Origin of the sequence: Enterococcus sp. HY326, from assembly GCF_026157065.1 — a bacterium.
In the GTDB taxonomy this organism is placed as follows: Bacteria; Bacillota; Bacilli; order Lactobacillales; family Enterococcaceae; genus HY326.
Genome location: NZ_JANLGQ010000005.1, coordinates 14794 through 40328, shown reverse-complemented (window position 1 = coordinate 40328; position 25535 = coordinate 14794). Strand labels below are relative to the sequence as shown.

The window sequence follows — 25535 nt, the reverse complement described above, 5'->3', positions numbered from 1 at the left end:
TGCAAAAGTTTTTGTCATTTGCCAGCTGACGTCAAGCTTGCTTTTAGCAAAGTAGTTCGGCTTGGCTTTTTTTACACAAAAGTGGAAAAAATCAGGGATTTCCGCTAACATAAAGTTAAGAATGAGAATGGTGGCGCTAGTTTTGAAAAAAATTATTCAGACAAGCTGGGGTTGGATTAAACAACACAGCTTTATTTTAAAATTAATTTTCTTTGCCTCAGTGTTGGTCTTTGTGGCCAATCAGCTGACGCACATTACCCGAGGCATGAGCTGGCAGCAGGTCTTCGCCAAGATGGGGGAACAAGGTAATCTGGCCCTTGTGGTGATGGCGGCGACGGGTTTGGTCTGTATTTTACCGATGCTTGGCTATGATTGGGTGACGATTCGGACGCTGGAAAAACAAGGCAAGCCGAAGATGTCGCGGCGGGAATGGTTTGTTTCCGCTTGGGTCACCAATACGATTAACAATCTCGCCGGCTTCGGCGGTGTGGTGGGCTCCGCTTTACGGGGGAGTTTTTACGGTAAAGATTTTGACCGTAAAAAAGTGTTGGCCACTGTCTCAAAGGTGGCCCTCTTTATGTTGAGTGGATTATCTTTGCTGTCTTTGTTCACGCTGATTGATACCTTTTTGATTCATCCCGATCAATTTTTTCAGGAATATTGGATTTGGATGCTGGTGGGCTCTGTGATTGCGCCGGCCTTAATCGTCTTTGCCTATTTAAATCGCAGACGGCTGTTTCAAGAATTGTATCCCGGCGGCATCATCAGCTTGGTGCTGACTTCTTTAGGCCAATGGTGCGGTGCGCTAATTGCCTTTTTGACAATCGGGAATCTTTTAGGTATCGCCCTACCTTTAGCGGCCATTTATCCGATGTTTATTATTGCGACCCTGATTGGGATGCTGACCATGGTGCCCGGCGGTGTCGGCACCTTTGATGTCTTGATTATTTTAGGCTTGAGTCAACAGGGCATCGACCAAAATACCGTGGTAGTCTGGCTTCTATTTTATCGGCTCTTTTATTATGTCTTGCCGTTTTTGACGGGGATTTTATTGTTTGTCCGTCAAACAGGAGTCAAGGTCAATCGCTTCTTTGACAATCTGCCGAAAATTATGACGCAAAAAACCGCCCATTTTATTTTAGTGGCGGCGGTCTATTTTGCCGGCATCATGATGGTCCTATTATCGACAATTAGCAATTTGTCGACCTTAAGCCGTCTTTTTGAATTTTTACTACCCTTTTCCTTTGATTTCTTAGATCAAACAATCAATATGATGGTGGGCTTTTTACTACTGGGTTTGGCTCGGGGGCTGTGGCTCAAAGTTCGGCGGGCATTTTGGCCGACGATTTTACTGTTAGCCTTTGGAATTATCAATGCAGTCTTGCGGACAACTTCACTACGTCTTATCATTGTTTATCTGATTATTATCGGCCTTGTCTGGATTTCCCGCAAAGAATTTTACCGCCAGAAATTTGTTTATTCTTGGGGTGCTATTATTTTTGACAGTATTCTCTTTGGCTTTTTGTTTATCGTCTATGCAATCGCCGGCTATTATAATAGTAATAATTTAGGGGGCGCGCTGATTTCCAATCGTTTTATTTTCTTTCCTTCGGATGATGTCTGGTTTTCCGGTCTCGTCGGAATTGGCTTATCTTTGATGGCTTTAGCCTTGTTGTATCAATATTTAGCAGATACGACGCTGACTTTGGGGGAAGAATTAAATCCTGCTCGTTTAAATCAATTGGTGCAGGCATATGGCGGCACTAATGCCAGCCATTATCTAACCTTGCCGGGCTATCGCTATTTTTATTATCAAGAAAATCGTCAGGACCAAGTCGTTTTTGGTTTTCAAATGAAGGCCAACAAGTGCTTTGTGCTGGGTAATCCCATCGGCGACCAGCGGAAATGGCGCCAAGCGACCCAGGCTTTTACCCGCTACGCAGATCAGCGGGGCTATCAGCTGGCTTTTTATAAAATTTCCGATGATTATACGTTGATTTTACACGACTTGGGTTATGATTTTGCCAAGGTCGGTGAAGTGGGAATCGTCAGTCTGCAAAAGAGCGGTCGCGTCCCCTTTGGTGAAGCGTTGGAATTTAAAAAGCTTACCCACGAAGGCTATCGTTTTCAATTTTATCAAGAATTACCGGCAGAATTATTAGCCAGCTGTCAAAAGGTTTCTGATGAATGGCTGGACGGAGCCAAAGAAAAGCAATTTTCTGTGGGGCGCTTTGAAGACAGCTATTTGAATGCCAGCGGCGTCGGCGTTGTCTTTAATCAAGCCAATGAGCTGGTGGGCTTTATCACCCAACAGCCAATCAGCCAATCGACCGTTTCCTTTGACCTCTTGCGACTGAAAAAAGAAGTACCAGTTAGCTTAGCCAATTTTTTAATTGCTAAACAGTTGGATGTCTATCGCAGTGAAGGCTTCGCTTACGCCAATATCGGCATGGCGCCATTGGCTCGAGTGGGGGATTCAGAATTTTCCTTCTGGGAGGAGCGGGTGATGAATATTATTTATCGCTACGGCAGCTTTTTCTACGAGTTTCAGACCTCCCAGCAAAATAAGGAATATTACGTCGATGAATGGCAATCCCGTTACTTTGCTTACCGTTCAAACAGCAGCTTTATCTTAGGTGCTGGCCAATTGCTGATGCTAATTGGTTACGGCAAAGCACGGGGCGCCGGTTTAGCAGAAGAAGTACTGCGGGAAAATTAGTAGTTAAAGAGTTGTCCCTCCATTGCAACAGATTTATTATGAAGCACGCAAAAATTTTTGTGGAAGAAGCCTGAGTTGTTAGGCTCCAACTGCAGAAGAAAGTGTTGTCGTAATGAATCTGTTAAAGCTGTGGAGGGAATTTTTTTGCTGCAGCTAAGGAGATAATTTTTATTTCAGCACGGGTTTTTTTACAATTATTTTCCCGTGTGATAAAATTATTGCAATTATTCCAAAGTAAGGTGGCTGCAATGGAAATTATGGAAAAGGCCCCCGCCAAGATTAATCTCGGGCTAGATGTCTTGGGTCGGCGGGCAGATAATTATCATGAATTAGCCATGGTGATGACGAGCATTGACTTATTAGACCGGATTTCATTAGAAGAAATTCCGGAAAATAAAATCATCGTCGAAACCAATAAGGCTTTTTTACCAACAGATGGTCGCAACAATGTCTATCAGGCCATCTCATTAATCAAGCGCCGCTATCAGATTGAAAAGGGCGTCAAAGTATTTATCAAAAAAGAAATTCCCGTCGCAGCAGGTCTCGGTGGCGGTAGCACCGATTGTGCCGCAGCGTTGAGAGGCATTAATCGGCTCTGGAATCTTGGTCTAAGCTTAGATGAGCTGACAGAAATCGGTTTAGAGGTCGGCACCGATGTTCCGTTTTGTCTGCATGGCAACACAGCTTTAGCAACTGGTGTCGGCGAAAAAATTACCCATCTGCCGACAATGCCTCAGTGCTGGGTGGTTTTAGTTAAACCCCGCTTCAGTGTCTCGACACCGACAGTCTTTAAGGATTTGGTGATGGAGGATGTGCATCACCCTGATATTGAAGGTCTGATTGATGCAATTCAAACAGATGATTATCAAGGGATGATTCAAAAGATGGGCAATTCTTTAGAAGCTGTGACCATCAACCGTCATCCAGTGATTCAACAAATCAAAGAGCGCATGCTAAAATATGGTGCAGATGTTTCCTTGATGACCGGCAGCGGGCCAACAGTGTTTGGCCTGTGTGACAAATACTCGCGAGCCCAACGAGTATACAATGCTTTAAAAGGTTTTTGCGATGAAGTGTATCTCGTGCGAACCCTCAAAAATGAATAGGAATTCATGAGTTTTCCGATTTATCTTGAAATTTTCGAGGTAAATCGGAAATTTTTCGTTTTATATTGACGAATAACTTTTTCTTTGCTAAGTTAAACATTGTCCTAAATCGGAAATTTTTCGATTTGCAAATTTAAACGCAAATTTATCGATAGAAATGAAAAGAGGCAGAAGAGATGAAAAAATTAATTACGTTTACTAGTATCGTTGGCTTGGGGTTGTTTTTGGCGGCCTGTGGTAGTGACAATGGCGCCACTAGCAGTTCAAGTTCAGCAGCGGTTGAATCAGACAGTGACATCAAAATTGTTACGACTTTTTATCCCATGTATGAATTTACCAAACAAGTGGTCGGCGATAGCGCAGAGGTTGAGCTGATGATTCCTGCCGGCACAGAGCCCCACGATTACGAGCCAAGCGCTAAGGACATCGCCAATATTGTCGATGCCGATGCATTTGTTTATAACAGCGACGAGTTTGAAACTTGGGTCAGCGATATTTCCGAAAATATTGATACTCAACAGACAGCGGTCATTCAAGCCGCTGATGGAATTGAATTGATGGAGGGGGCTGAAGAAGAACATGACCATGAGACAGAAGAATCCCATGAAGAAGAACACAGTCATGAGTTGGACCCTCACGTTTGGTTGAGCCCAGTGCTGGCAGCGCAAGAAGTCGAAACTATTCAAGCGGCTTTAAGTGAAAAATATCCTGAATTAGCAGATACCTTTGCGGAAAATGCGGAAAATTATATTGCCGAATTGAATGCTCTAGATGAAGAATATACGACAGCTTTAGCGGATGCCACAGAAAGAACCTTTGTGACGCAACATGCGGCCTTTGGCTATTTAGCCCGCCAATATGATTTAACGCAGGTGGCGATTTCCGGCATTTCTCCAGATGAAGAACCAAGTGCCAGTCGTTTAGCTGAGCTGAAGGATTATGTGGATGAAAACGGCATTCAATACATTTATTTTGAAGAAAATGCTTCTTCAACAGTGGCGGAAACTTTAGCCAGTGAAGCCAATGTCGAAACGCTGGTCTTGAATCCGTTAGAAAGCTTAACCACCGAACAGCTAGACAATGGCGAAGATTATATTTCCGTGATGCAAGAAAACCTTAGCGCTTTACAAAAAACGATTCAATAAAGTATCATCAACTAGTCCCGCTGTGCTTTTTCTTTGAGAGGCACAGCTATTAGTTTGTTATAAAAGTTTACCCAGAAACAAGGAGTGGTGAGATGCACTACATACAAGTCAAGGATTTGACCTTTTATTATGACGATGAGCCGGTGCTCGAAGACGTTTCCTATGAAGTCAATCCCGGCGAGTTTGTCATTTTAACCGGAGAAAATGGCGCGGCAAAATCAACATTGATTAAAGCGACGTTGGGCTTATTAAAGCCGACCAAAGGCGAGGTGCTGATTGCCGATAAAAATGCAGAGGGCAATCAGATCAGCATTGGTTATATTCCTCAACAAGTGGCTTCGTTTAACGCTGGTTTTCCCAGTACCGTTCTAGAACTCGTGCGGTCTGGTCGCTACTCTAGAGGCCGCTGGTTCAAGCGGCTAACCCAAAAAGATCATCAGCATGTGCAGCGGGCTTTAGAATCGGTGGACATGTGGAATATGCGCAATAAAAAAATCGGCGAATTATCCGGCGGCCAAAAACAACGCATCAGCTTGGCTCGGATTTTTGCCACGGATCCCGATTTATTTATTTTAGATGAACCAACCACCGGGATGGATGAACAATCCCGCAAAGAGTTTTACCGTTTGCTAAGACATAACGCCCATGTGCACAACAAGGGCATTTTAATGATTACCCATGACCATGAAGATATTAAAGAATACGCTGACCGGCAAATCCGTTTGGTCAGAAAGGAGGACTCACAATGGCGTTGCTTTCATATGAATTCATGAGACGGGCTTTGATTGCCGCAATTTTTATTGCCGGCATTGCGCCCATGCTAGGAGTCTTTCTAGTTATTCGTCGCCAGTCCTTAATGGCGGACACCTTGTCCCACGTCTCTTTAGCAGGTGTCGCTCTAGGCTTCTTTTTAAATTTAAACCCCGATTTGACGACTTTATTTGTCGTGGTGGTGGCCGCCGTTATTTTAGAGTATTTGCGGGGTCTTTACCGCTCATATTCAGAAATTTCGATTGCCATTTTGATGGCGGGGGGCTTGGCTTTAGCGCTGGTGCTGATGAGTATTGATGGCGGCAGTAACTCCACCAGCATCCAGTCATATTTATTTGGTTCGATTGTGACAATCACTTGGCAGCAGGTGATTGTGTTAGGTGGCTTGTTTGCGATAATCGGCGTGTTATTCTTTCTATTTAAACGGCCGATGTATGTGTTGACCTTTGACGAGGACACGGCCCATGTTGATGGCTTACCGACACGTTTGATGTCGATGTTTTTCAATGTGGTCACCGGGGTTGCCATTGCGGTGATGATTCCGATTGCCGGTGCTTTACTGATTTCGGCAATTATGGTCTTGCCGGCTTCTGTCGGCATGCGGGTCGGCAAAAGTTTCAATACAGTCATTTTAGTTAGTGTGATTGTCGGCTTTATCGGCATGCTCGGCGGCTTGTTTGGCTCCTTTTATCTGGACACACCACCAGGGGCCACGATTACGCTGGTCTTCATCGCGATTTTCTTAGTCGTAAATTTATTTTTACGCCTAGTGGTGCTAAATTATCGTAAACGCAATTTGGAAAAATAAGTAGCACTGATTTTTGGCGACTACTTGGAACATAAAAAAACCGAACTAGCGGAAAACTTCTAGGCTGAGAGCTCTCAGCTTTAGAAATTTTCCATTGCTAGTTCGGTTTTTTATTTTAACGTTAGCTGGCTTTAAGCCATCCAGCTGTCGACTGTTTCACGATTGTCAGCAATCCAGCTTTTCGCAGCATCTGACGGGCTTGCGCCATCGTTAATGGCACTCATAACAGTTTCCATGTCTTCTACGGTCCAATGGAAGTTATCCAAGACAGCATAAGCTTCCGGCATGTCATCGGCTAAGCCAAGGCGGGCCATTGTATTGATGGTTTCATCGTCCCCCATCGTGCCTTCAGGATCTTCCAAATATTTTAAATCATATTCAGCAAACATCCAATGAGGCGACCAGCCGGTAATCACAATCGGCTCTTGATTGGCAATCGCTTGACCTAAAGCGACGGTCATCGCACCGGTTGAAGCAGTTTCCATGCTCCAATCAGCTAAATTGCTGTAAGCTGCCAAGGTATTTTCGGCAGCACTAACGACGCCGGCTCCGGGTTCAATCCCAGTGATACTCTTGTTGGCTTGGTCAGTTAAATCGGCAATCGAATCGACATCCATGTAGCTAGGGACCACTAAACCAATTTTGGCGCCGGCTAAGTTTTCGCCTAACTCATCAATTTGGTCTTTGTAGCGTTCATAATGAGCTGCGTGGGTGTTGGGCAGCCACGCAGCAACCATCGCATCCGCTTCGCCGTTGGCAATTGATTCCCACATAATCGCATTATCTAAAGGCGTTAGATTTACGGTGTAACCCATTTCCGTTAATACTTCGGCCACGACATTAGTTGAAGCAACCTCAGTATCCCATTGGACATAGGCTAAATCGATGGTGCCACGACTTTCGGTATTTTGGGCTTGATAGGTTAAACCACCGATACCAGCAACTAAGACGACAACAGCGGCAGCTAAAATTCCAACTTTTTGTTTCTTGCTAAGTTTTTTCCGTTGAGCCTGTTGAGCTTTCGGACGATTCATTTTTTGGGTGAATCGGTCAATGATAATCGCTAAGATAACCAAAGCCAGACCATTGACAAAGCCGTTACCGACTTGGGCTCTTTGGAGAGCCGACAAGACACCACGACCCAAACCAGGGGCACCAATCATCGAAGCGATCACGACCATGGATAAGGCTAGCATTGTTGTTTGATTAATGCCGGCTAAAATTGTGCTTTTAGCTAACGGTAATTCTAGTTTAAATAATTTTTGCCAGCCAGTTCCACCAAAGGAATCAGAGGCTTCGACTAAATCACGGGGGATTTGGCGAATGCCGAGATTAGTAAAACGAACCGTCGGCGGTAAAGCAAAAATAACTGAGGCAAAGACTCCTGGTACCATTCCGATACCAAAGAAGGCAACTGCGGGAATCAAATAAACAAAGCCCGGCATAGTTTGCATAAAGTCTAAGACAGGCGTGATAATATTTTTGGCGATTTCGCTTTTCGCCATTAAAATTCCTAGCGGCACACCAATGATAACGGAAATAACACTGGCTAAGATGACCAAGGTCAAGGTATTCATCAAATCAGACCAGAGCCCTTGATTGTAAATAAAGAGCAGGCCAATTAAAGTAAAACCGGTTAGCCCCCATTTTTTATCGGAAATAAAGAAGGCCACGACGGTAATCAATAAAATAAAGAGTAATGGTGGCACGAGTAATAATAAATTCGTCATGCCCTCCATAATAAAGGCACCGGTATCTTGCAAAATAGAAAATAATCCGGCAAAAGTGGTGGTCACCCAATCGGAAAAACTTTCGACCCAATCAGCCACCGGCAAACTTTGCTGTAAAAAATTATTCATGAGTTAGTACCTCGCTTTTTTCCATCATTTCTGTCTGCTCCTGTTGGAGAGCTTCTTCTGCTAGCGTGTCCTCGTCTTGAGAATCAGCCAAGGCTTCAATAACACTGCCGCGAATCACAACACCAATCAGACGCTCATCATCCACCACCGCTAAAGGCGTCGGTGAATCAAAAATGATATTAAAAATATCCGTGACTAACATATCCTTCGGAATTTTTTGGACGTTTTTATCAATAACATCCTTCAAAGTCAGATTCTTTTTGCGGGCTTCTGATGCACTCTCGGCTGTCAGACTACCCTTTAACTTGCGCTTGCGGTCAACAGCTAGCAGCATGCTGACTTCTTCTTTACGCATTCGGTTTAAAGCAACGTTAGGTCCATCAACTTCAATGTTGGTGGTCAAAGCCGGCACCATAATATTTTGCGCTGTTAAGACCTTCGAGCGGTCAACGTCTTCAACGAAATCACGAACATATTGGTTGGCAGGATTGGTTAAGAAATCTTCACCGGTCCCAATCTGAATAATTTCACCATCCTTCATCAAGGCGATACGATCACCGATTCGCAATGCTTCATTTAAATCATGGGTGATAAAAATAATCGTTTTTTGGACATTTGCTTGTAGGTCTAATAATTCATCCTGCATTTCTCGACGAATTAGTGGGTCCAAAGCAGAAAAGGCTTCATCCATTAATAAAATTTCCGGATTATTTGCCAGCGCCCGGGCCAAACCGACCCGTTGTTGCATCCCGCCGGAAAGCTGATTCGGATATTGGTCTTTAAAGGATAAAAGGCCAGAATTATCTAAAGCTTTTTCAGCTTTTTCCCGACGTTCCTCTAAAGGCACGCCACGGACTTCCAAGCCGTATTCGGTATTTTCTAAAATTGTCCGATTCGGAAACAGAGCAAAATTTTGAAAAACCATATTGATTTTATGGCGGCGGACTTCTCGCAATTCCTGTTTATTCATTTGGGCAATTTCGTCCCCGTCAATGTAAATTTCGCCGGCGGTTGGATCAATCAAACGATTGAGCAGACGAATTAAAGTCGACTTTCCGCTTCCGGAAAGACCCATAATTACAAAAATTTCCCCTTCGTTGACTTCAAAGCTGGCGTCATAAACACCGACAGTGGCGCCGGTTTTTTCTAAAATTTCTGTTTTGCTTTTATTTTCTTTCATCATGGTTAAGGCTTGTTGCTGCCGTTTCCCAAAAATTTTGGTTAAATGTTCAACCCTTACTTTCTTCAAAAAATTTCCTCCTAACAAAAAGTGACCACACTAGATTAACATCGTGTGGTCACTTTTGTCAAAAGCAAAGTATCATGATTCTTTTCAGAAAATGAATAGTTTTATTTAATAAAGCGTGTTATATCAACGCTTTTCCTTAGTTAATTATTTGGATAAAAAAAGTTTTGCATCCGCTGCAAACCGAGCTCACTGCCGACAAAAAGCAGCGTGTCATCTTGATTTAATTTGGCATAGGGTCCTGGTGATAAAAGGAGTTCGGTGCTACTTTGAATGGCAACGATAGTCACGCCGGTTTCATGCCAAATATTTAAATCCTGGATGGTTTCCCCCAAGTGTAGCGCCTGTGCATTTAAGGTTAACTCATAGGGCACAAAAGGAGTAAAATTATGCACTTGTTTCATTTGTGAAACTAGTTGATTCATCAGCTCAGTCACGTTATCCAATTCAGTTTTTTGTTTGGCGACACTGCTCAGAATTTCATTTTTTATTTCTTGAATGGATTGCACATCTTGGTATTGCTCATAGTAGAGCTGGGCCTTCTCTCGGGAAATTACATAAGCGCCGCTGCCGTGACGCATCTCCATAATTCCAAGGTCCACCAAGACACTGATGGCTTTGCGGGCGGTTTCCGGTGAGACGTTAAAATTAGTAGCAATTGTTGAACGGGCTTGGATTTTCTCGCCGACTTGGTAGGTTTTTTTGGCAATCCGTTCGGCAATAGCGACAGAAATTTGTTGGTATCGAGGCAGGGTGATTTTTTTCTTGGGCTGGTCCATCATTCAATAAAACTCCTTTAAATAAAAATTTAGATGGTCATTTTTTTGCATTATAACATATCACTTCTAAGCAACAGGAAAAAACTGTTCAGGCTAGGATAAATTAGTCGAGTTTTGGAATTTTTTTAGAAAATTGCGCCGGGAGCAAGAGTTTTTCATTATACTAAATGCAACAAAGTCAGATTTTCTGCAACAAACCAAAAAAGACAAGAGTTTAACGTGGGCCCGTGCTAAATTAGTAACAAAAGGAGGCAGGCAATGAAAATAAAATGGTTTTGGGATCAAGAGTATGCAACAAACGAAATTGGGATTCAGCTACATCCTGTCAATCAGAGCTTGGCAGCGGAACTGACCAAGGCAATTCATCAAGAGCAACTGTTGGAAGTGATTCAACCGGCGAATGAACGCCGGCAAAATATCTCTTTAAGTCAGGTTTTATTGATTGAAGCGATGGATCAGCTTTCAAAGGTTTACACAACAGACGATCAAGTCTTTTATCTTAAAGGACGTCTCAAGGAATTTGAATATTTACAGGCAGCGGGGATTTTTCGAATTAATAATTCGGTAATTTTAAATCTGGCAGAGGTGGCAAGCTTCAAAAACGGCCAGTATGCCCGCTTAGAAGTTCAACTAAAAAATGGCCAGACCCTCACTGTCAGCCGACATTATGCAAAGCAAATTAAAGAAGCCAGTGCTGCTTTTAGCAGCCGCTAAAAAAATTAAGGAGTGTTCATTATGAAAGAATTAAAAAATCAGTTTATGCAGGGTGCCTTTTTAACAATCGTTTGGTTAACAGCTCTAATGAGTTTAGGATTTGGAAATGTAAGTCTGAACCTGTTCTATTTTTGGCATATTATCGGGATTGCTGTTATCGCCGGTGGCGTATTCGGAGTGGCGTATCCTTACCTGTGGAATTATGGGACGTGGTCGGCGCCAATTAACATTTTAGTGATGACTCTCCTGAATTTTCTGGCCGGTTTTACAGCTGTTTATCTATTTTCAGTCGAAATGTTGCAACTAATTTTACCCTTCTGGTGGGCAATTTTATTGTTGAATTTGGTCTTGCACGTCATTGCATTTTATTTTTATCGCAATCAGCAAAACAAAAAAATGGCTGCCGAATTAAATCAATTAGGCAAATAAAACAGCTCGCAGCTAAAAATAGCAGGTGAAAATCTATTTGAGGGTTTAAATAATTATAACGAGCAGTCAGCGGCACCTTTAAAAATAGCGCCGCACTCGGGACTGGTATTCTTGGTAGCTGTGACCGAATTGTTCAAGGCACCACCGTTCTTCTGCGCGGATAATCCAGTGGGCAGCCAATTGAAAGACTGCAAGAATAATCAATAGCGGAAACGAGCGAGTCAACAAGACAATTGAAAGAAAAAATAAAAAATAAGCGACATACATAGGATTTCTAGAAAAGCGATAAAAGCCGGCTGTGTTCAAGCCGTTTGCTGACGGCTTGGCAAAAGCATAACTTGCCAGTAGGCATAGTAGATTGCTGAGTAAATATAGCGCAGCTCCTGCGATAAAAAGCCAATCGTTTATGATGGTGATTCTGAGAAAAAGCGGATAAAAAATCAGCAGCAGGGTAGTCAGCTGATACAAAAGGTAGGCTGCTTTTTCAAAGCCAAGTAGCGGGACAAAATGAGCTGCTCGCTGCAGTGCGTTTTTAGAAAAACGCCCCATCAGAAAAAAGCGAATGAATAAAAAAGGAATCAGTAGTAAAAAAGCATTCATCGGCGGGCTCCTTAACAGGTTTTCTTTTAAAATTAGCAAAAGCTCAGCAAAAAGTCTATCGATTTTCGTGGTCAGCTATCTGTTGACGACGATTTTTTATTAGATAGACGAAAGATTTTCAATGATTTAAACAAATCGACCGTTAATAGACGAACTATTTTTCGTGAATTCAGAAAAACACTCGATATTTTCCTGCTAAACCCTTATAATAGAAAAGATTACAAGGGAGGAGCCAGATTTTGAAAACACGGCGTAGTGAACGTTTAATCGATATGACAAATTATTTACTGAATCATCCCCATGATTTGGTATCTTTGAGCTTTTTTTCAAAGCGATATGAATCGGCTAAATCATCCATCAGTGAAGATTTAGCGATTATCAAAAAAACTTTTAAGGAGCGGGGCACGGGTATTTTAGAAACAGTTCCGGGAGCTGCTGGCGGGGTCTATTTTATTCCGTCGATTAGTGAAAATGAGGCCCGAGAATACATCACCCAATTGGCCAATCGCTTATCTGAACAAGACCGCTTGTTGCCGGGGGGGTATGTTTATTTATCTGACTTGCTAGGCGAACCGGAATTACTGCGGCAGGTGGGTCGCATCATTGCCACTAAGTATTTAGGTCAAGAAATCGATGCGGTGATGACGGTAGCCACAAAAGGCGTGCCGATTGCCCAAGCAGTTTCTACTTATTTAAATGTTCCTTTTGTAATTGTTAGACGAGATTCTAAAATTACCGAAGGCTCAACCGTCAGTGTCAACTATGTTTCTGGTTCATCTGAGCGTATTGAAAAGATGGAATTATCTAAGCGCAGCCTGAAGCGAGGCTCGCGGGTTTTAGTCGTCGATGATTTCATGAAGGGCGGCGGCACGGTCAATGGGATGAAGAGCTTGATTGAAGAATTTGAAGCGACCCTCGTCGGCATCACCGTGTTTGCGGAAACTAAGTTCAACGGTCCACGGGCAGTCACCGACTATACTTCCTTATTATTTGTTGAAGATGTTGATACGACGACGAAAAATATCTCCGTAGTGCCCGGAAATTATTTTACTGAATAAAATCGTCTCTCTGCTGTAAAAGCTAAGCAAGAGACATCTGATACTCAAACTATCTTTTAGGAAAGCACCCGCTTGCTGCTGGTTGTTTACCTTTAGATAGTTTGATTTTTTTTGAAGTAGTAACGAGCCAATGAAAAGAAAATTGACAGTTATAATTAAAAAAATAATTAAATTATGGCAAAGGGACAGAAAATAAAAATAGCAGCCAGCTTTTCTTCCATAAAAATCACTAACAGCTTTAATTTGGGCTAAAATATCGAAAAAAATTATCATAAATGGCAATCTCCTATTGATAGTAGAAGCGTTAACATGGTACGATAATACATATGACATAAATTAAATAATTATTTTTTATTGAGGTTATAAAGGAAAAAAGGGGGAGAAAAATGTCTAAGAATAGAGGGATTTTTCTATTTTCAACACTTGCTTGTTTAGGCTTAATTGTTGGTGGCGCCGTTGTGGGCAGCCAAGTGAGCGGCGTTGAAGCGGCTAGATCTGCTAAAACGTCCACCAGTACAACTTCCGAGACAACAAGTACAACGGAAAGTACGGTAACTAGTTCAACTGATACGAGCGAATCAAGCGAAGAAGCGCAAATTTATTCTGAAGGGATGACCTTAAGAGGTCTGGAAACAGTTCGCGTCGGCGACACCGGCAAATTTGCGATTGATTTTGATTTGGGTGAAACGGAATTTGACGGCAGCTATGTCTTTGAAGACGAAGCTGGCTTATTAGAGATTGACTCTGATGGCAATTGGACCGCCATAGCAGCTGGACAAACAGAAATTTCATACGGCTATCTGCCAAATGAAAGCATGGCGAGTGCGTTAGCGGATGTGGAGTTTGCGGGTCAAGCACCGGCTACTCTGCCAATCGAAGTAGTGGATAAAGAGGCCGTGCTTTTTGACGGCATGACCATGACCAATGAAGCCAGTGATATTACCGTTGGCGACACTGGCAAATTTGACATCAGCTTTGAAGATGAGAGTCTCTTTAATGATGGCAGTTATTATTTTAATTATGATCCAGCATTAATCACCGTTGCTGCGGACGGTACTTGGGAAGCTTTAGCAAAAGGAGCCGCCAAAGTATCTTACGGTTATATTCCGCAAGAGACAGAAGCTACCACTGACTCTAGTGAAGAAGAAACAACTAATTCTTCTGATGAAGAGGCAACGCAAAGAACTACTGAAATTGCCCCACAAGCTGCTGAAGAAGAACAAGAAGAGCCGTCGTTGGAATTAAACATTCGAGCAGCAATTGATCAAAATGCGGTCTATAGTTATGGCATGACAATTGAAACACCAACTGGCGACGTGGTTGTTGGCCAAACTGGTCAATTTAATCCACAAGTCAGCCTATTGCAAGAAGGCAATAACGGGCAAGAAGTTACATTTGCTGGAACTTTTGTCTGGGATTACGATGAAACAGCTTTAACAATTGATGAAAATGGCAATTGGACAGCTTTAAAAGCCGGTAATTTCCAAATTAATTACGGCTACACACCGACTGAGGCAACACTGGCAGGCATGCAGACTTATTTCGGTGAAGAAAATATGCCAGCAACAGGGACGTTAGGGTATTTGATGCGAGTTGGTGATGGCAATACAGATATTCAGGAGATTTATTCTGAAGGCTTAACGATGACGATGCCTGAAGTGTTTGATGTAGCTAATCCAGTTGTCGAAGTTGGTGACAAAGGTACATTCAAATTTGATTTTAGTATGCCTGATGTTGAATTCAGTGGAAACTACCATTTTCTATATGATCCTGAGATGATTGAGATTGATGCCAATGGTAATTGGACCGCTAAAAAGTCCGGTCAGATTATTGTCGAGTATGGTTATATTCCAGATTCTAAGATGCTAGCAGCTATGAATGGTGAAACGAGTGGATCGTCATCAACTAATGAATCTTCAACTACTGAGACAACTACCACTGACTCATCGTCAACTAGTACATCTACTAGCGAAACGTCAACGAGTGGAACTTCGAGCTCAACAAGCAGTACAAGTACAGATACTACTTCATCAACCGAAAGTTCAACAACAGAATCATCTACTACTGATTCTACAAGTAGCACGACACCAACGGCTACTCGTGCAGCAACAAATAATACGAGAACAAGCGTGCCAACAGGAATAAAAACCTTGACGATGACTTCTCTAGAAAAGCTTGATGTTGCTGATGGTTGGACCATAACAAGAGGAATGACATTAACAGCACCTGAGCTGGTAACAGTTGGTGATACTGGCACCTTTACATTAGCAGTTGATTTTACCGGTGAAGGCGATGTCGCCTTTGATGGAACTTATGTTTTAGGTTATGATACCACCTATCTGAATGTTTCAGATAGTGGGACTTGGACTGCTCTGCAAGCAGGAACGGTCAATATCAGCTATGCTTATCAGCCGAGTGAAAAAATGATTTCAGATTTGAATAAGTTTTATGTTGGGAATCTTCCAACTCTTACATCTGAGCAACCATTTGTCACCATGACGATTGCTGCTGCCACTGGCAAAACGCCAGACGACACCGGAAAATTACCGCAAACAGGCGAAGAAAACAATGACGCTATCTACATTGCTTTCGGTATAGCTATAACCTTGATGGCTCTAGCTGTCTGGAAAAAAGAAAAAATCTTTAACATGAAATAAGAATTGTTTATAGGCAATTGCTCGCAGGGGCGATTGCCTATTTTTGTTCTTACTGTGTTTGACCAGACTTCTAAAACTTTTTGTAAAAATTTAGTGCTGGTAATTTAGCAAGAAAAGAATAATTTGAGTGGTGGACTATTCAATCAATATTCTTTTCAATCCGTAATCCTTTTATAATAGAAGTGATTTAAGAAACTTCATTCGTTTTTTGCAAGCCAAGGCCCGCAAATTCATGTATAATAATAGCAGCAAACTAAATAGCAGGAGTGAATATATTGGAAAATCGTTACGCAATTATTCTGGCAGCGGGCAAAGGTACCCGCATGAAATCGAAGTTATATAAAGTGTTACATCCGGTGGCTGGCAAACCGATGGTGGAGCACATTATCAATCGTGTGATTGAAACTAAACCAACTGAAATTGTGACAATTGTCGGTCACGGTGCAGAAATGGTTCAAGAGCAATTAGGTGAGCGTAGTCAGTATGTTTTACAGGCGGAACAATTAGGCACCGGTCATGCTGTGATGCAGGCGGCCCAATTTTTAGAAGGCAAACAAGGTACAACCTTGGTAATCAGTGGTGATACGCCGTTACTGACGGCGGAAACTTTGGACCATTTGATTGAATATCATCAAGGGAAGCAGGCTAGCGCGACGATTTTAACCGCTGATGCTGCGGACCCAACTGGCTATGGCCGGATTATTCGTGACCATGTTGGCATTGTGGACCGGATTGTGGAACAAAAGGATGCAACTGACGAAGAGGCTCGAGTGACTGAAATCAATACAGGGACTTACTGTTTTGATAATGAAAAACTCTTTGAAGCGCTGAAAAAAATTGGCACCGACAATGCCCAAGGTGAATATTATTTAACCGACATTATTGAAATTTTAAAAGCGGATGGTGAAATTGTCGCAGCCTATCAAACGAAGGACTTCGAGGAGTCCTTAGGGGTTAATGACCGGATGGCACTGGCAGAAGCCAACCGTCTGATGCGGGCTCGCATTAACCGCCAACATATGGTCAACGGAGTGAGTTTTATTGATCCTGATTCAACTTATGTGGATGCCGATATCGAAATCGGTTCAGATACAGTAATCGAAGCGGGGGTTCAGCTGCAGGGAAACACTAAAATCGGCGAAGATTGTCTAATCGGCGCCCATTCACGAATTGTTGACAGCCAAATTGGTGATGGCGTGAAGGTCTATGCCTCAGTGATTGAAGAAAGCATCGTAAAAAATGCAGCAGACATTGGTCCATATGCTCATCTGCGGCCTCAAGCCGAAATCGGCGAACGGGTGCACATCGGTAACTTTGTTGAAGTGAAGAAGGCAACGATTGGTGCAGATACTAAAGTTGGTCATTTGACTTATGTGGGGGATGCGATTCTCGGAAAAGATATTAATGTCGGCTGTGGTGTCGTTTTTGTCAATTACGATGGGAAAAATAAACATCAAACTATTATCGGCGACAACAGCTTTATCGGCTCAGCTTCCAACTTGATTGCTCCATTAACAATTGGTGAGCATGCGATTACAGCAGCTGGTTCTACAATCACTGATGATGTGCCGGTAAACGGCATGGGAATTGGTCGTGCCCGCCAAGTAAACAAGGCGGATTTTGCTAAAAAATTTCCTTATTTAAATGATTCGCTAAAAGATTAAGAATCCCTTGATTTCTTACTGGAAAATGACTACTATGTATGGTGTATGAAAAAAGTCCTTGTCAAAAAAGAAAGTGGAGGTAACCATGTCGAAACATTATTTTGACCCTCGGTTGAAAATTTTTGCACTAAACTCTAACAAACCCCTGGCTGAGAAAATTGCCGCAACAATTGGAGTGGAACTCGGAAAGTCATCAGTCACCCAATTTAGTGATGGTGAAATTCAAGTCAACATTGAAGAAAGTATTCGTGGCTCCCACGTCTACATCGTCCAATCAACTAGCAGTCCAGTCAACGACAACTTGATGGAACTTTTAATTATGATTGATGCATTAAAACGTGCCAGTGCAAAAACAATCAATGTGGTCATGCCTTATTACGGCTATGCTCGACAAGATCGCAAAGCGCGGTCCCGTGAACCAATCACAGCAAAATTGGTAGCAAATATGATTGAAAAAGCCGGTGCTAACCGCATGCTGACTTTAGATTTACATGCCTCACAAATTCAAGGTTTCTTTGATATCCCAGTGGATCACTTAATGGGTGCACCACTGATTGCAAATTATTTTATGGAAAAAGGTATCGGCGGCGATGAAGTGGTCGTTGTATCTCCAGACCACGGCGGTGTAACTCGTGCCCGTAAATTGGCTGAATATTTGAAATCGCCAATCGCAATTATCGACAAACGTCGCCCTAAAGCAAACGTCGCTGAAGTGATGAACATCATTGGAAATGTCGACGGCAAAATTTGTGTAATCATTGACGATATGATTGACACAGCTGGTACAATTACCTTAGCTGCCAACGCATTAAAAGAGGCTGGCGCTAAAATGGTATATGCGTCTTGTACTCATCCGGTTCTTTCCGGCCCAGCAATTGAAAGAATTCAAGATTCTGCAATTGAGCGTTTAGTGGTGACAGATTCAATCAACCTACCTGCTGACCGAAAAATCGAAAAAATCGATGAAATCAGTGTCGGCGAACTAATGGCAGATGCTATCAAACGCATCCACGAAAATAAACCAGTTAGTCCACTTTTTGAAACAAAAAAATAAGCTGAATTATAGAGCACCTACAAAGGACCATTCCAGATGGAGAACCTTTGTAGGTGTTTTTTTGTTTTTGGACAAGCTGAAAAAAGAAAGGTACAATTTTGGTAATGAGAAATACTGATAGAATCAGGTTGCATCAATTCGTTGCGGGATAGATTTGCCTGTGCGCTAAATTTTTGCATCGCAAAGGATTGAAAATATTTCGGGAGGCAGTTTAAGATGACAGTAACCATTGGTGAACAATTAAAAAAAATTCGCAGCGAACACAATCTAACCCAAGCAGAGGTTGCTGAAAAATTAAAAGTTTCCCGTCAAACTTTGTCCAAATGGGAGCTGGATAAGAGCTTGCCAGACTTGCAAAGTCTGACACTTTTAGCTGCTTTTTACAATTTTTCTGTGGATGATTTGCTTGGGGTGGCAAAGGAGCGCAAAAAGATGTTACAACCAATCAATAAAAAAGAGTTACAGCAGAAATTCTTATCAGCATTTAACAGGCAAGCCAATCTAAAAGAGGAAAAAGAGCAATTTATCCAACAATGTTTTGCTGATAAGTTAGCCACCCGTCCTGATTTTTTTAAAAATTTATATTGGCTGCATATTGTTCAAGAAGCGATTATCCCCGGCTATTTTGGACCATATATACCAACAATTAACGGACAAGCACAGCAATTTTTAAAATTATTTCCAACTTATAACTATCAAATCTATTGGTTAAATGAGAATGGTATAGGTTTTTTCTCAATTATGGAATGGTTAGAAGAGGAAAAAGTCCATTTCTTTCCTTTTACAGAGATGAAATATGTTGTTTTCGGGAAAGCCTACAGTACTAAATTGACCGCCGGAAATCCTTGGGCCTTTGCCTATCGAACGCAACAGGGAAATTATGATTTTGTCCCACTTAAAAATCCTCGAGAAGCTGAGGATTTTAAAACTATCATAGCAAGCTTAGATTCAGGTGGGGAGTATTTTAAAGTCCTAACTGAGCAGGCAGTCATTAAATATATCGTTTAGGAAGCAAAAAAATGTAGCTATACTTAATAGAAGAAACTAGTATTAGTTGGTTGTCAGAATTCTAATTTTTAGCGATATAGGAGAAAAAAAGTCAAATATTCAGTTTTTTTTATATAAATTAGCGGCAAAATTCAAAATCAGAACTTTTTGAAATTCAAAAAGCTCTGTTTTTTTTGTGTATCCTGATTTTATTTTGGTAAATATGAATGGAAATAAAAAAAAAATCAAAATAAATTATTATAAACATAAAAAATATAAAACAATTTGTTTGAAATGATTAATTTTAAATTGACACTATGTTGTAAAGACCTTAAAATAATTATTGAAGAATACTAATTATTAAGGATTTTCTTTTTATTTAATAGTTATAAATAAGTCAATTAGGTAATATTGAAAAAGGGGTTTGTAATGTAGAGATAAAAGGGAAAGATTTTTGGGGGTGGTTCGATGGCGCATATTGGAATTTTTACGAAGGATGTTTTATCCGAAACAGATTTTCAAAATAAACTTCAGTTGTTAGGTTATGAAGTGTTTTGCTCGAAAACCATGTTGGAAAGCGTTCTAAAAAAGCGTGGAGGAAAATACCTGGAGCTTTTTCCGATTATGGTAATTAGTCAGACAATTTTCTTGAAGGAAGAAGTTCAAGCGTTGTTGTCATTGACAAAAAAAAATGAAACGGTTTTGCTCCAAATCTCTGAGGAGAGGATACCAGAGGAGTTCTCTGAATGCGAAGAGCTAGGATATATAAAACGAATTAGAAAAGATATTTCTCTGATTGAGTTGAAAGAAACGATGGCTGAGGCCGAGAATACCTTAGCAGAACGGATATCAAAACAAAATATTGAGATTTGCCAAGAAAAATTTATCGACAGTCTTTCCAAAAATGAGCGGAAGGTGTTTTTTATTTTGTTTAATGCTAGGGGTAACTTTGTCAACCGAGATCAGCTGAGTCAGCAAATCTGGCCTGGTGAAGTGACAGATTCGAGGTTGGTTCAACTTTCGCAGCTGATTGCAAAAATCCGCAAGAAGCTAGTAGAGGCAGGCTTTTCTAAAGATAGCTTGAGTACCAATTGGACAAAAGGCTATGCCATCTCCACCAAGCTACTAATTCGCCCCCGGATGTTAGAGGGTTTGAATAAGTAATGAGATGTATGAAAGAAAAAAGGAGATTAATTTGAAAGGGGGGAGTTGTTGGGTTAGTACACTAATCATTTGGGTTAATTTTATACAATCTGAAACGAGAGGTGATGGTTGGGAATAAAAATCTATAAAAAGGAGGGAAGAGTGAATGAAATGAAAAAGAGAAAAAAATACGTACCACTTAAATTAGTGGCTGTTCTCTCTATCCTATTAACGATTTTAATACCTTCAATAGTTGGATTGACACAAACTTCAGCTCAAGAAGAGCCATTGAAGATTTCGACAGAAATGAATTTGGAAAATCTTGGGGTGGGGTATGGCATCATCTTAACTATTGATGATGAGCGAGAAATTGGTGACATCATAACAGAAAGAAATTCTTCTTTGCCGCAGCCTTCGCTAGACAGCAGCTATGAAAAGCAGCTGGATGAAGCAGCGGTAAAAAGACAATGGAAAATCACAATTCCAGAAGGGCTTTCCTTCGATGAAGAGGCGGAAAAAAATCTGATTCTTGGGGAGGACCCAGAGGCAGAAGTGCCAGTTTTTACTTATGATGAAGAAACTAAAGAATTATTAATTGAAGTAGAGGGTGACACCAAACAAAGCACCTTACTGCTTACCATTGATGAAGAACGCAAGTATGAACTGGCGATTTCTGATGCGAATCTACCTGTTACGTCCAATACAATTGAGTTTTCAGTAAAAGGAAAGGTCGATCCAGCTGATTTTATCGCTAATGCTGTGGATTCTGAGGAGGAAAGTACTTCTGGAGAGTCTCAAGCGACTTCAGAGAATCTTACACCTTTTAGTATGGATAGCATCACTCCACAGGAGGATGGTCTTGATGTAGGAATTACATCAATTCGGAATGAGTTATTTAATATTACTCAAGGAGGGGTATTAATTGACGGAGATCCGTTTGCAACCACAAATTTACCTTATGTGGAGCAAGGAGATGTTCTTAAACATTATATGACGGTTGGTAATGCATATGCTTTTTCACAATACATTTCATATATTGAGTTAGACTTTAATGCAGATATTTATGAGCAGTCATCGGCATTAAATAACGTGTATGTAGCAATTACGACTGATTCAGCGTCAGCTCCGAGATGGACGAGTAGTCGATATACAATTTCTGGAAATAGCGCTCGAGTAGATATAAATCAAAATTTTAATGCACGAGAAGTGATGGATATAAACATTCAAGTAAAATTACTTGATAAAATCACGAATCCATCTTTTTATCCTGGAGTGAGATTCGGTATGGATGGGAGAATCTATACTCCTAATGGAACTGGTTGGGGGTTTGGGTGGTTACCTCAGCGAATGTACCAATTTAGTCCAGAGCAAATTCAGCCAACAGTGTCAAACACTGTGAGTTCAAACGGCAGTGCTTTAAACACAACGAGTACTGCAAAACCAAGTAATGCAAGTGAATATTTAAGCGCAGGAGACACGGCAGATTTTGTAGTCACTTCGACCGTGGCTAATGCTACTGGTGCAACGGCTGGAGTACCCGCTAATACGATTGTGTATACCGGGAAAGTGGATCCAACAATTTTCACAATTCCGTCAAGCTTTAGTCCAACGGTAAGAATTGGAAGTACAAATGTCACAGCTACTTCGACAATTGATGCTTCAGGAAATATTAGGGTTGCTTTACCAGCCTCTCAGACATTAAGTAACACACAAACGTTGACTATTTCCTTTAGCTTAACCTCCAGTACTTCTCGTAGTACTGATGTGCGAACGTCCTTAGTAAGTAATATTACTATGAACAGTCGAAATGGAGTTGCAGCCTCGGCAACACAGGCAACAACTCAGTTTTGGTATTCTGCTACACCACCAGCCACAGTGACTGCGACGCTCAACAATACTGTATCTTCTGATGGAGTAGCGCTAGATTTGACGAACGGAACGTTACCGACAGATTCAACAAAATATCTGTCACCAGGCGATACGGCCGATTTTCAATCGACTGTTACAGTTGATAATGGCATGACCGGCACAAGTGGTCTGCCAGTCAACACGATTGTCTATACGGCACAAGTCAGTCCAACTATATTTAATGTTGCTGGTGGTATTTCCAATGCGAATGTAACGGCTACTATTGATGGGGCAACGGCTATGATAGCGAATCATAGTAGCCTTAGTTCTAGCGGGTTATTGACAATAGTGTTCGTCACCACTGGTTATCTTTCAGTAACCTTAACAGAAGGTCAGACATTAACAATTAATTTTAGTCTGCCAACTAGGACAGATAATGCTAATGACGTTAGGACGACATTCTACAGCACAGCAACCATGTTGGATGCTAATAATCAGGCTGTAAACGCTGAAAAGATAATCCAATTTTGGTATTCAGGTGATACTTTAAGTACAACCATTAACCCTGTGTCAGATAATAACACCGACATTGATGCTCTCGGAAATGCCATTACAGATGTCACCGGTATGACCATTTCTGGTTCTACTGGAATTCCAAACGGCTATGTATTGCTGGAAAATAACGGTAGCCCAATTGATGCGAAACGGATACCTAATACTAGTCCATATATTTACTATACGTTACAAGCTGATGCAAATGGGGATTTCTCTTATGATGTGGTTGCCAATAATGTGACGTTGGTCGCTAGTCAAACTTTGAATGCTGTCGGTTTTAATTCGGACTTAACACAACAGTCTGAAAGCAGTACAGTCATCGTCGATAGAACAGCACCAACTGGGACAGCACAAAAAGTGACAGTTGGACCGAATGATGCAAAGCCAACTGATTTCAGAGCGTTTATTGATACAGCAACGCTGGCCGATACAAATCCAACTGTTTCAGCTTCTAACATCAGTGTGACTTATGCTTCTGGAAATGATGCAGTAAATAATTGGATTGCTAACAATGGCACAAAACCAGCAGCGGGAACTTACCCGTTTCAAGTTTATCTAGCTGACCCTACTGGAAACCGACGCCTTGTTGATGTGGAATTGGAGATTACAGAACCAGCAGCAACTTCAGTAACCGTCCGATTCATGAATGAATGGGATTCGACACAAGATCTTGAAACTGCAATTACCATTCAAGGCACAGTTGGGGAAACGATTAATATTCAACAAAATGTTGATTATCGTGTAACATCAGGGTTTTTAGCTAGATTGGGCTGGACTCTAGTTAATACACCAACAGGAGATACCAGCTTCACTTTTGCTGATACAAATGCTGACTTAGTGTACACGTTCCAAAAAGAAACTTCGATAGCAGTCAACTTTTTAGAATCTACAACCAATAATCAACTGACTCCACCCGTTTCACCAGTAACAATCAACGGGTATGTTGGACAGACAATCAGCTTGAGAGCTCAAGCTCAAAATGTGATTGATACGATTATTGCATCAGGCTATGCCTTAGATACAAATAACCTGCCAGCAGGAGATGCAACCTTTAAGTTTATAGATGCAGTACCAAATACTGCTCAGACCTATTATTTCATTCAAGGGTTGTACTTGAAATCGGCACCAGCTGTCATAGATTTTGGACTACAAAATACAATGAACTATGGTGAGATGACGGTGACAGATTTTGACTATGGCAATACGCCATTAGTTGTTACAGATAATCGTTCTGCTAATAATTACTGGCGCTTGACTGCAACGCTGACACAAGTCTTTACTTCTGAAATTTCTAGTCAAATGCTACCAAATGCCTTATGGTACAAAAATGATGGTGGAGAGACTCAAATGCAGCTCAATGTTCCAGTACAAATACTTGAAAATAATCAGACGAATGCGACTGATTATGATGTTAGCAATGCTGAGTGGATTGCAAAAGATAATGGATTTATCTTTAGACTCAATTCATCTGATTATCGTGAACTAGCGAATTATAACGCTAGTATCAGATATACATTGACTGATGCGCCATAGGGAGGGGAAGCTATGAAAAAAGTAAAAAAAGTTTTTCTGGACTGACCCTCTTTATAGCAGTCACAGGTGTCATGTGGCCAAGTATTGGGGAAGCCACTTCTCTAGGTGGAGGTGCAGGGATTACCTTTAAAAAAGGGACGACCACGACCACGGATTCCTCAACGACTCCAACCACGACCTCTTCTAGTGGAGGTACCTTGCCATCAACTTCGGGTTCAGGCAAGCTTCCACAAACAGGTGAGCTAGTGGGAGTAGGTGTCACACTCAGTGGGATTTTATTACTCATGATTGCGTTGCTGACATTGAGAGAGAAGCGTAAGTCAGAAAAATAATACGATTTTAGTGGATTAACCGGTTGTCGAACCGGTCCAAAATCGACAAAACACGGTATAGACTTGGAAAATCCAAGTATATATATATTGAGAGAGAAAAAGGGAGGAAACACAAAATGAAATTAACTTACAAATTGGGAGCTGCAGCAATTGTTGCAGTTGCTGGGGTTGCGATGGTTATCCCGAACACGACAGATGCGGCAGATAGTACTATGAACGGAAAAGGACATATTCAGTTTACCTATGTGTCTAGCAGTGATTTACCAGATATTTCGGATATCACTCGTTCATCTGGTCAATCTGGTAACTCTAATATCACGAGTAACTCCACGTTACCAGTCACTAATCCAGGTAATTTTGGTATCGTAGCTGTTACACCATTAGAGTTTGGTACGCATGATGTTGTAACAGGGATTGCAGCTGATGGAAACTATAAAGTAGAAGCCTACAAAGCGAATGGTGGTGCTGGAGCTGTTGGCGGTTACGATACAGCCAACTTTGTACAGTTCTAAGATTACCGTAGTGGTG

Annotated in this window: 20 protein-coding genes; 16 read left to right on the top strand and 4 right to left on the bottom strand. The window is 41.5% G+C overall.

Annotated elements, in window-relative coordinates; translation table 11 throughout:
* Positions 1–142: 142 nt before the first annotated feature.
* The 5 genes from mprF to ORH16_RS12935 all read left to right on the top strand — a co-directional run bounded on the left by mprF (position 143) and on the right by ORH16_RS12935 (position 6549).
* Positions 143–2719, top strand: a complete 2577-nt coding sequence (gene mprF, locus ORH16_RS12955; protein ID WP_265459272.1) for a bifunctional lysylphosphatidylglycerol flippase/synthetase MprF — start codon at positions 143–145, stop codon at positions 2717–2719.
* Between the two features lie 248 nt (positions 2720–2967).
* Entirely contained in the window at positions 2968–3825 is an 858-nt protein-coding gene (gene ispE, locus ORH16_RS12950; protein WP_265459271.1) for a 4-(cytidine 5'-diphospho)-2-C-methyl-D-erythritol kinase, read from the top strand.
* 176 nt (positions 3826–4001) lie between these two features.
* Positions 4002–4970, top strand: coding sequence for a metal ABC transporter substrate-binding protein (locus tag ORH16_RS12945; RefSeq protein ID WP_265459270.1), 969 nt, complete (start codon positions 4002–4004; stop codon positions 4968–4970).
* A gap of 92 nt (positions 4971–5062) precedes the next feature.
* Positions 5063–5743, top strand: coding sequence for a metal ABC transporter ATP-binding protein (locus tag ORH16_RS12940; protein ID WP_265459269.1), 681 nt, complete (start codon positions 5063–5065; stop codon positions 5741–5743).
* Entirely contained in the window at positions 5716–6549 is an 834-nt protein-coding gene (locus tag ORH16_RS12935) for a metal ABC transporter permease (protein ID WP_265459268.1), read from the top strand. The genes ORH16_RS12940 and ORH16_RS12935 overlap by 28 nt, the downstream gene beginning before the upstream one ends.
* Before the next feature lie 131 nt (positions 6550–6680).
* Here the strand turns inward: ORH16_RS12935 and ORH16_RS12930 are convergent, their stop codons facing one another.
* The 3 genes from ORH16_RS12930 to ORH16_RS12920 all read right to left on the bottom strand — a co-directional run bounded on the left by ORH16_RS12930 (position 6681) and on the right by ORH16_RS12920 (position 10436).
* Positions 6681–8408 (bottom strand): ABC transporter permease/substrate binding protein, encoded by a 1728-nt coding sequence (locus ORH16_RS12930; protein WP_265459267.1) that lies wholly within the window; start codon positions 8406–8408, stop codon positions 6681–6683.
* Positions 8401–9657, bottom strand: a complete 1257-nt coding sequence (locus tag ORH16_RS12925; protein ID WP_265459266.1) for a quaternary amine ABC transporter ATP-binding protein — start codon at positions 9655–9657, stop codon at positions 8401–8403. The genes ORH16_RS12930 and ORH16_RS12925 overlap by 8 nt, the downstream gene beginning before the upstream one ends.
* Positions 9658–9797: 140 nt before the next feature.
* A complete protein-coding gene (locus ORH16_RS12920) occupies positions 9798–10436 on the bottom strand; it encodes a GntR family transcriptional regulator (RefSeq protein ID WP_265459265.1) in 639 nt (212 codons plus the stop codon).
* A 255-nt stretch (positions 10437–10691) separates the two neighbouring features.
* Between ORH16_RS12920 and ORH16_RS12915 the strand changes: the two genes are divergently transcribed.
* Entirely contained in the window at positions 10692–11147 is a 456-nt protein-coding gene (locus tag ORH16_RS12915) for a LytTR family DNA-binding domain-containing protein (protein WP_265459264.1), read from the top strand.
* A gap of 21 nt (positions 11148–11168) precedes the next feature.
* The gene (locus ORH16_RS12910; protein WP_265459263.1) at positions 11169–11576 is read left to right on the top strand and encodes a hypothetical protein; all 408 of its coding nucleotides are present in this window, start codon (positions 11169–11171) and stop codon (positions 11574–11576) included.
* Positions 11577–11654: 78 nt separating this feature from the next.
* Here ORH16_RS12910 and ORH16_RS12905 read toward each other — a convergent pair whose 3' ends face one another.
* Entirely contained in the window at positions 11655–12176 is a 522-nt protein-coding gene (locus tag ORH16_RS12905) for a methyltransferase family protein (RefSeq protein ID WP_265459262.1), read from the bottom strand.
* Between the two features lie 239 nt (positions 12177–12415).
* On the opposite strand from ORH16_RS12905, the gene purR reads away from it, so the two are divergent.
* From purR to ORH16_RS12860, 9 genes are all read left to right on the top strand, one after another.
* A complete protein-coding gene (purR, locus tag ORH16_RS12900; protein WP_265459261.1) occupies positions 12416–13234 on the top strand; it encodes a pur operon repressor in 819 nt (272 codons plus the stop codon).
* A gap of 386 nt (positions 13235–13620) precedes the next feature.
* Positions 13621–15891, top strand: coding sequence for an LPXTG cell wall anchor domain-containing protein (locus ORH16_RS12895; protein WP_265459260.1), 2271 nt, complete (start codon positions 13621–13623; stop codon positions 15889–15891).
* A gap of 275 nt (positions 15892–16166) precedes the next feature.
* Positions 16167–17555, top strand: coding sequence for a bifunctional UDP-N-acetylglucosamine diphosphorylase/glucosamine-1-phosphate N-acetyltransferase GlmU (gene glmU / locus ORH16_RS12890; RefSeq protein ID WP_265459259.1), 1389 nt, complete (start codon positions 16167–16169; stop codon positions 17553–17555).
* 85 nt (positions 17556–17640) lie between these two features.
* On the top strand, positions 17641–18609 hold the full coding sequence (locus ORH16_RS12885) for a ribose-phosphate diphosphokinase (protein WP_265459258.1): 969 nt from the start codon (positions 17641–17643) through the stop codon (positions 18607–18609).
* 216 nt (positions 18610–18825) lie between these two features.
* Positions 18826–19617, top strand: a complete 792-nt coding sequence (locus ORH16_RS12880) for a helix-turn-helix transcriptional regulator (RefSeq protein ID WP_265459257.1) — start codon at positions 18826–18828, stop codon at positions 19615–19617.
* 447 nt (positions 19618–20064) lie between these two features.
* On the top strand, positions 20065–20760 hold the full coding sequence (locus ORH16_RS12875) for a winged helix-turn-helix domain-containing protein (protein ID WP_265459256.1): 696 nt from the start codon (positions 20065–20067) through the stop codon (positions 20758–20760).
* A gap of 150 nt (positions 20761–20910) precedes the next feature.
* A complete protein-coding gene (locus ORH16_RS12870; RefSeq protein ID WP_265459255.1) occupies positions 20911–24675 on the top strand; it encodes a beta strand repeat-containing protein in 3765 nt (1254 codons plus the stop codon).
* A gap of 71 nt (positions 24676–24746) precedes the next feature.
* Positions 24747–25007: an LPXTG cell wall anchor domain-containing protein gene (locus ORH16_RS12865; protein ID WP_265459254.1), complete on the top strand. Its 261-nt coding sequence runs from the start codon at positions 24747–24749 to the stop codon at positions 25005–25007.
* Positions 25008–25123: 116 nt separating this feature from the next.
* Positions 25124–25519: a hypothetical protein gene (locus ORH16_RS12860; protein WP_265459253.1), complete on the top strand. Its 396-nt coding sequence runs from the start codon at positions 25124–25126 to the stop codon at positions 25517–25519.
* The last annotated feature ends 16 nt before the right edge of the window (positions 25520–25535 follow it).

Coding starts and splice junctions, on each gene's coding strand:
- ORH16_RS12865 (WP_265459254.1), top strand. CDS start 24,747: ATGTGGCCAAGTATTGGGGAAGCCACTTCTCTAGGTGGAGGTGCAGGG.
- ORH16_RS12935 (WP_265459268.1), top strand. CDS start 5,716: ATGGCGTTGCTTTCATATGAATTCATGAGACGGGCTTTGATTGCCGCA.
- ORH16_RS12880 (WP_265459257.1), top strand. CDS start 18,826: ATGACAGTAACCATTGGTGAACAATTAAAAAAAATTCGCAGCGAACAC.
- ORH16_RS12860 (WP_265459253.1), top strand. CDS start 25,124: ATGAAATTAACTTACAAATTGGGAGCTGCAGCAATTGTTGCAGTTGCT.
- ORH16_RS12905 (WP_265459262.1), bottom strand. CDS start 12,176: ATGAATGCTTTTTTACTACTGATTCCTTTTTTATTCATTCGCTTTTTT.
- ORH16_RS12915 (WP_265459264.1), top strand. CDS start 10,692: ATGAAAATAAAATGGTTTTGGGATCAAGAGTATGCAACAAACGAAATT.
- ORH16_RS12910 (WP_265459263.1), top strand. CDS start 11,169: ATGAAAGAATTAAAAAATCAGTTTATGCAGGGTGCCTTTTTAACAATC.
- ORH16_RS12885 (WP_265459258.1), top strand. CDS start 17,641: ATGTCGAAACATTATTTTGACCCTCGGTTGAAAATTTTTGCACTAAAC.
- ORH16_RS12940 (WP_265459269.1), top strand. CDS start 5,063: ATGCACTACATACAAGTCAAGGATTTGACCTTTTATTATGACGATGAG.
- ispE (WP_265459271.1), top strand. CDS start 2,968: ATGGAAATTATGGAAAAGGCCCCCGCCAAGATTAATCTCGGGCTAGAT.
- ORH16_RS12870 (WP_265459255.1), top strand. CDS start 20,911: ATGAAAAAGAGAAAAAAATACGTACCACTTAAATTAGTGGCTGTTCTC.
- ORH16_RS12930 (WP_265459267.1), bottom strand. CDS start 8,408: ATGAATAATTTTTTACAGCAAAGTTTGCCGGTGGCTGATTGGGTCGAA.
- ORH16_RS12945 (WP_265459270.1), top strand. CDS start 4,002: ATGAAAAAATTAATTACGTTTACTAGTATCGTTGGCTTGGGGTTGTTT.
- ORH16_RS12920 (WP_265459265.1), bottom strand. CDS start 10,436: ATGATGGACCAGCCCAAGAAAAAAATCACCCTGCCTCGATACCAACAA.
- ORH16_RS12895 (WP_265459260.1), top strand. CDS start 13,621: ATGTCTAAGAATAGAGGGATTTTTCTATTTTCAACACTTGCTTGTTTA.
- ORH16_RS12875 (WP_265459256.1), top strand. CDS start 20,065: ATGGCGCATATTGGAATTTTTACGAAGGATGTTTTATCCGAAACAGAT.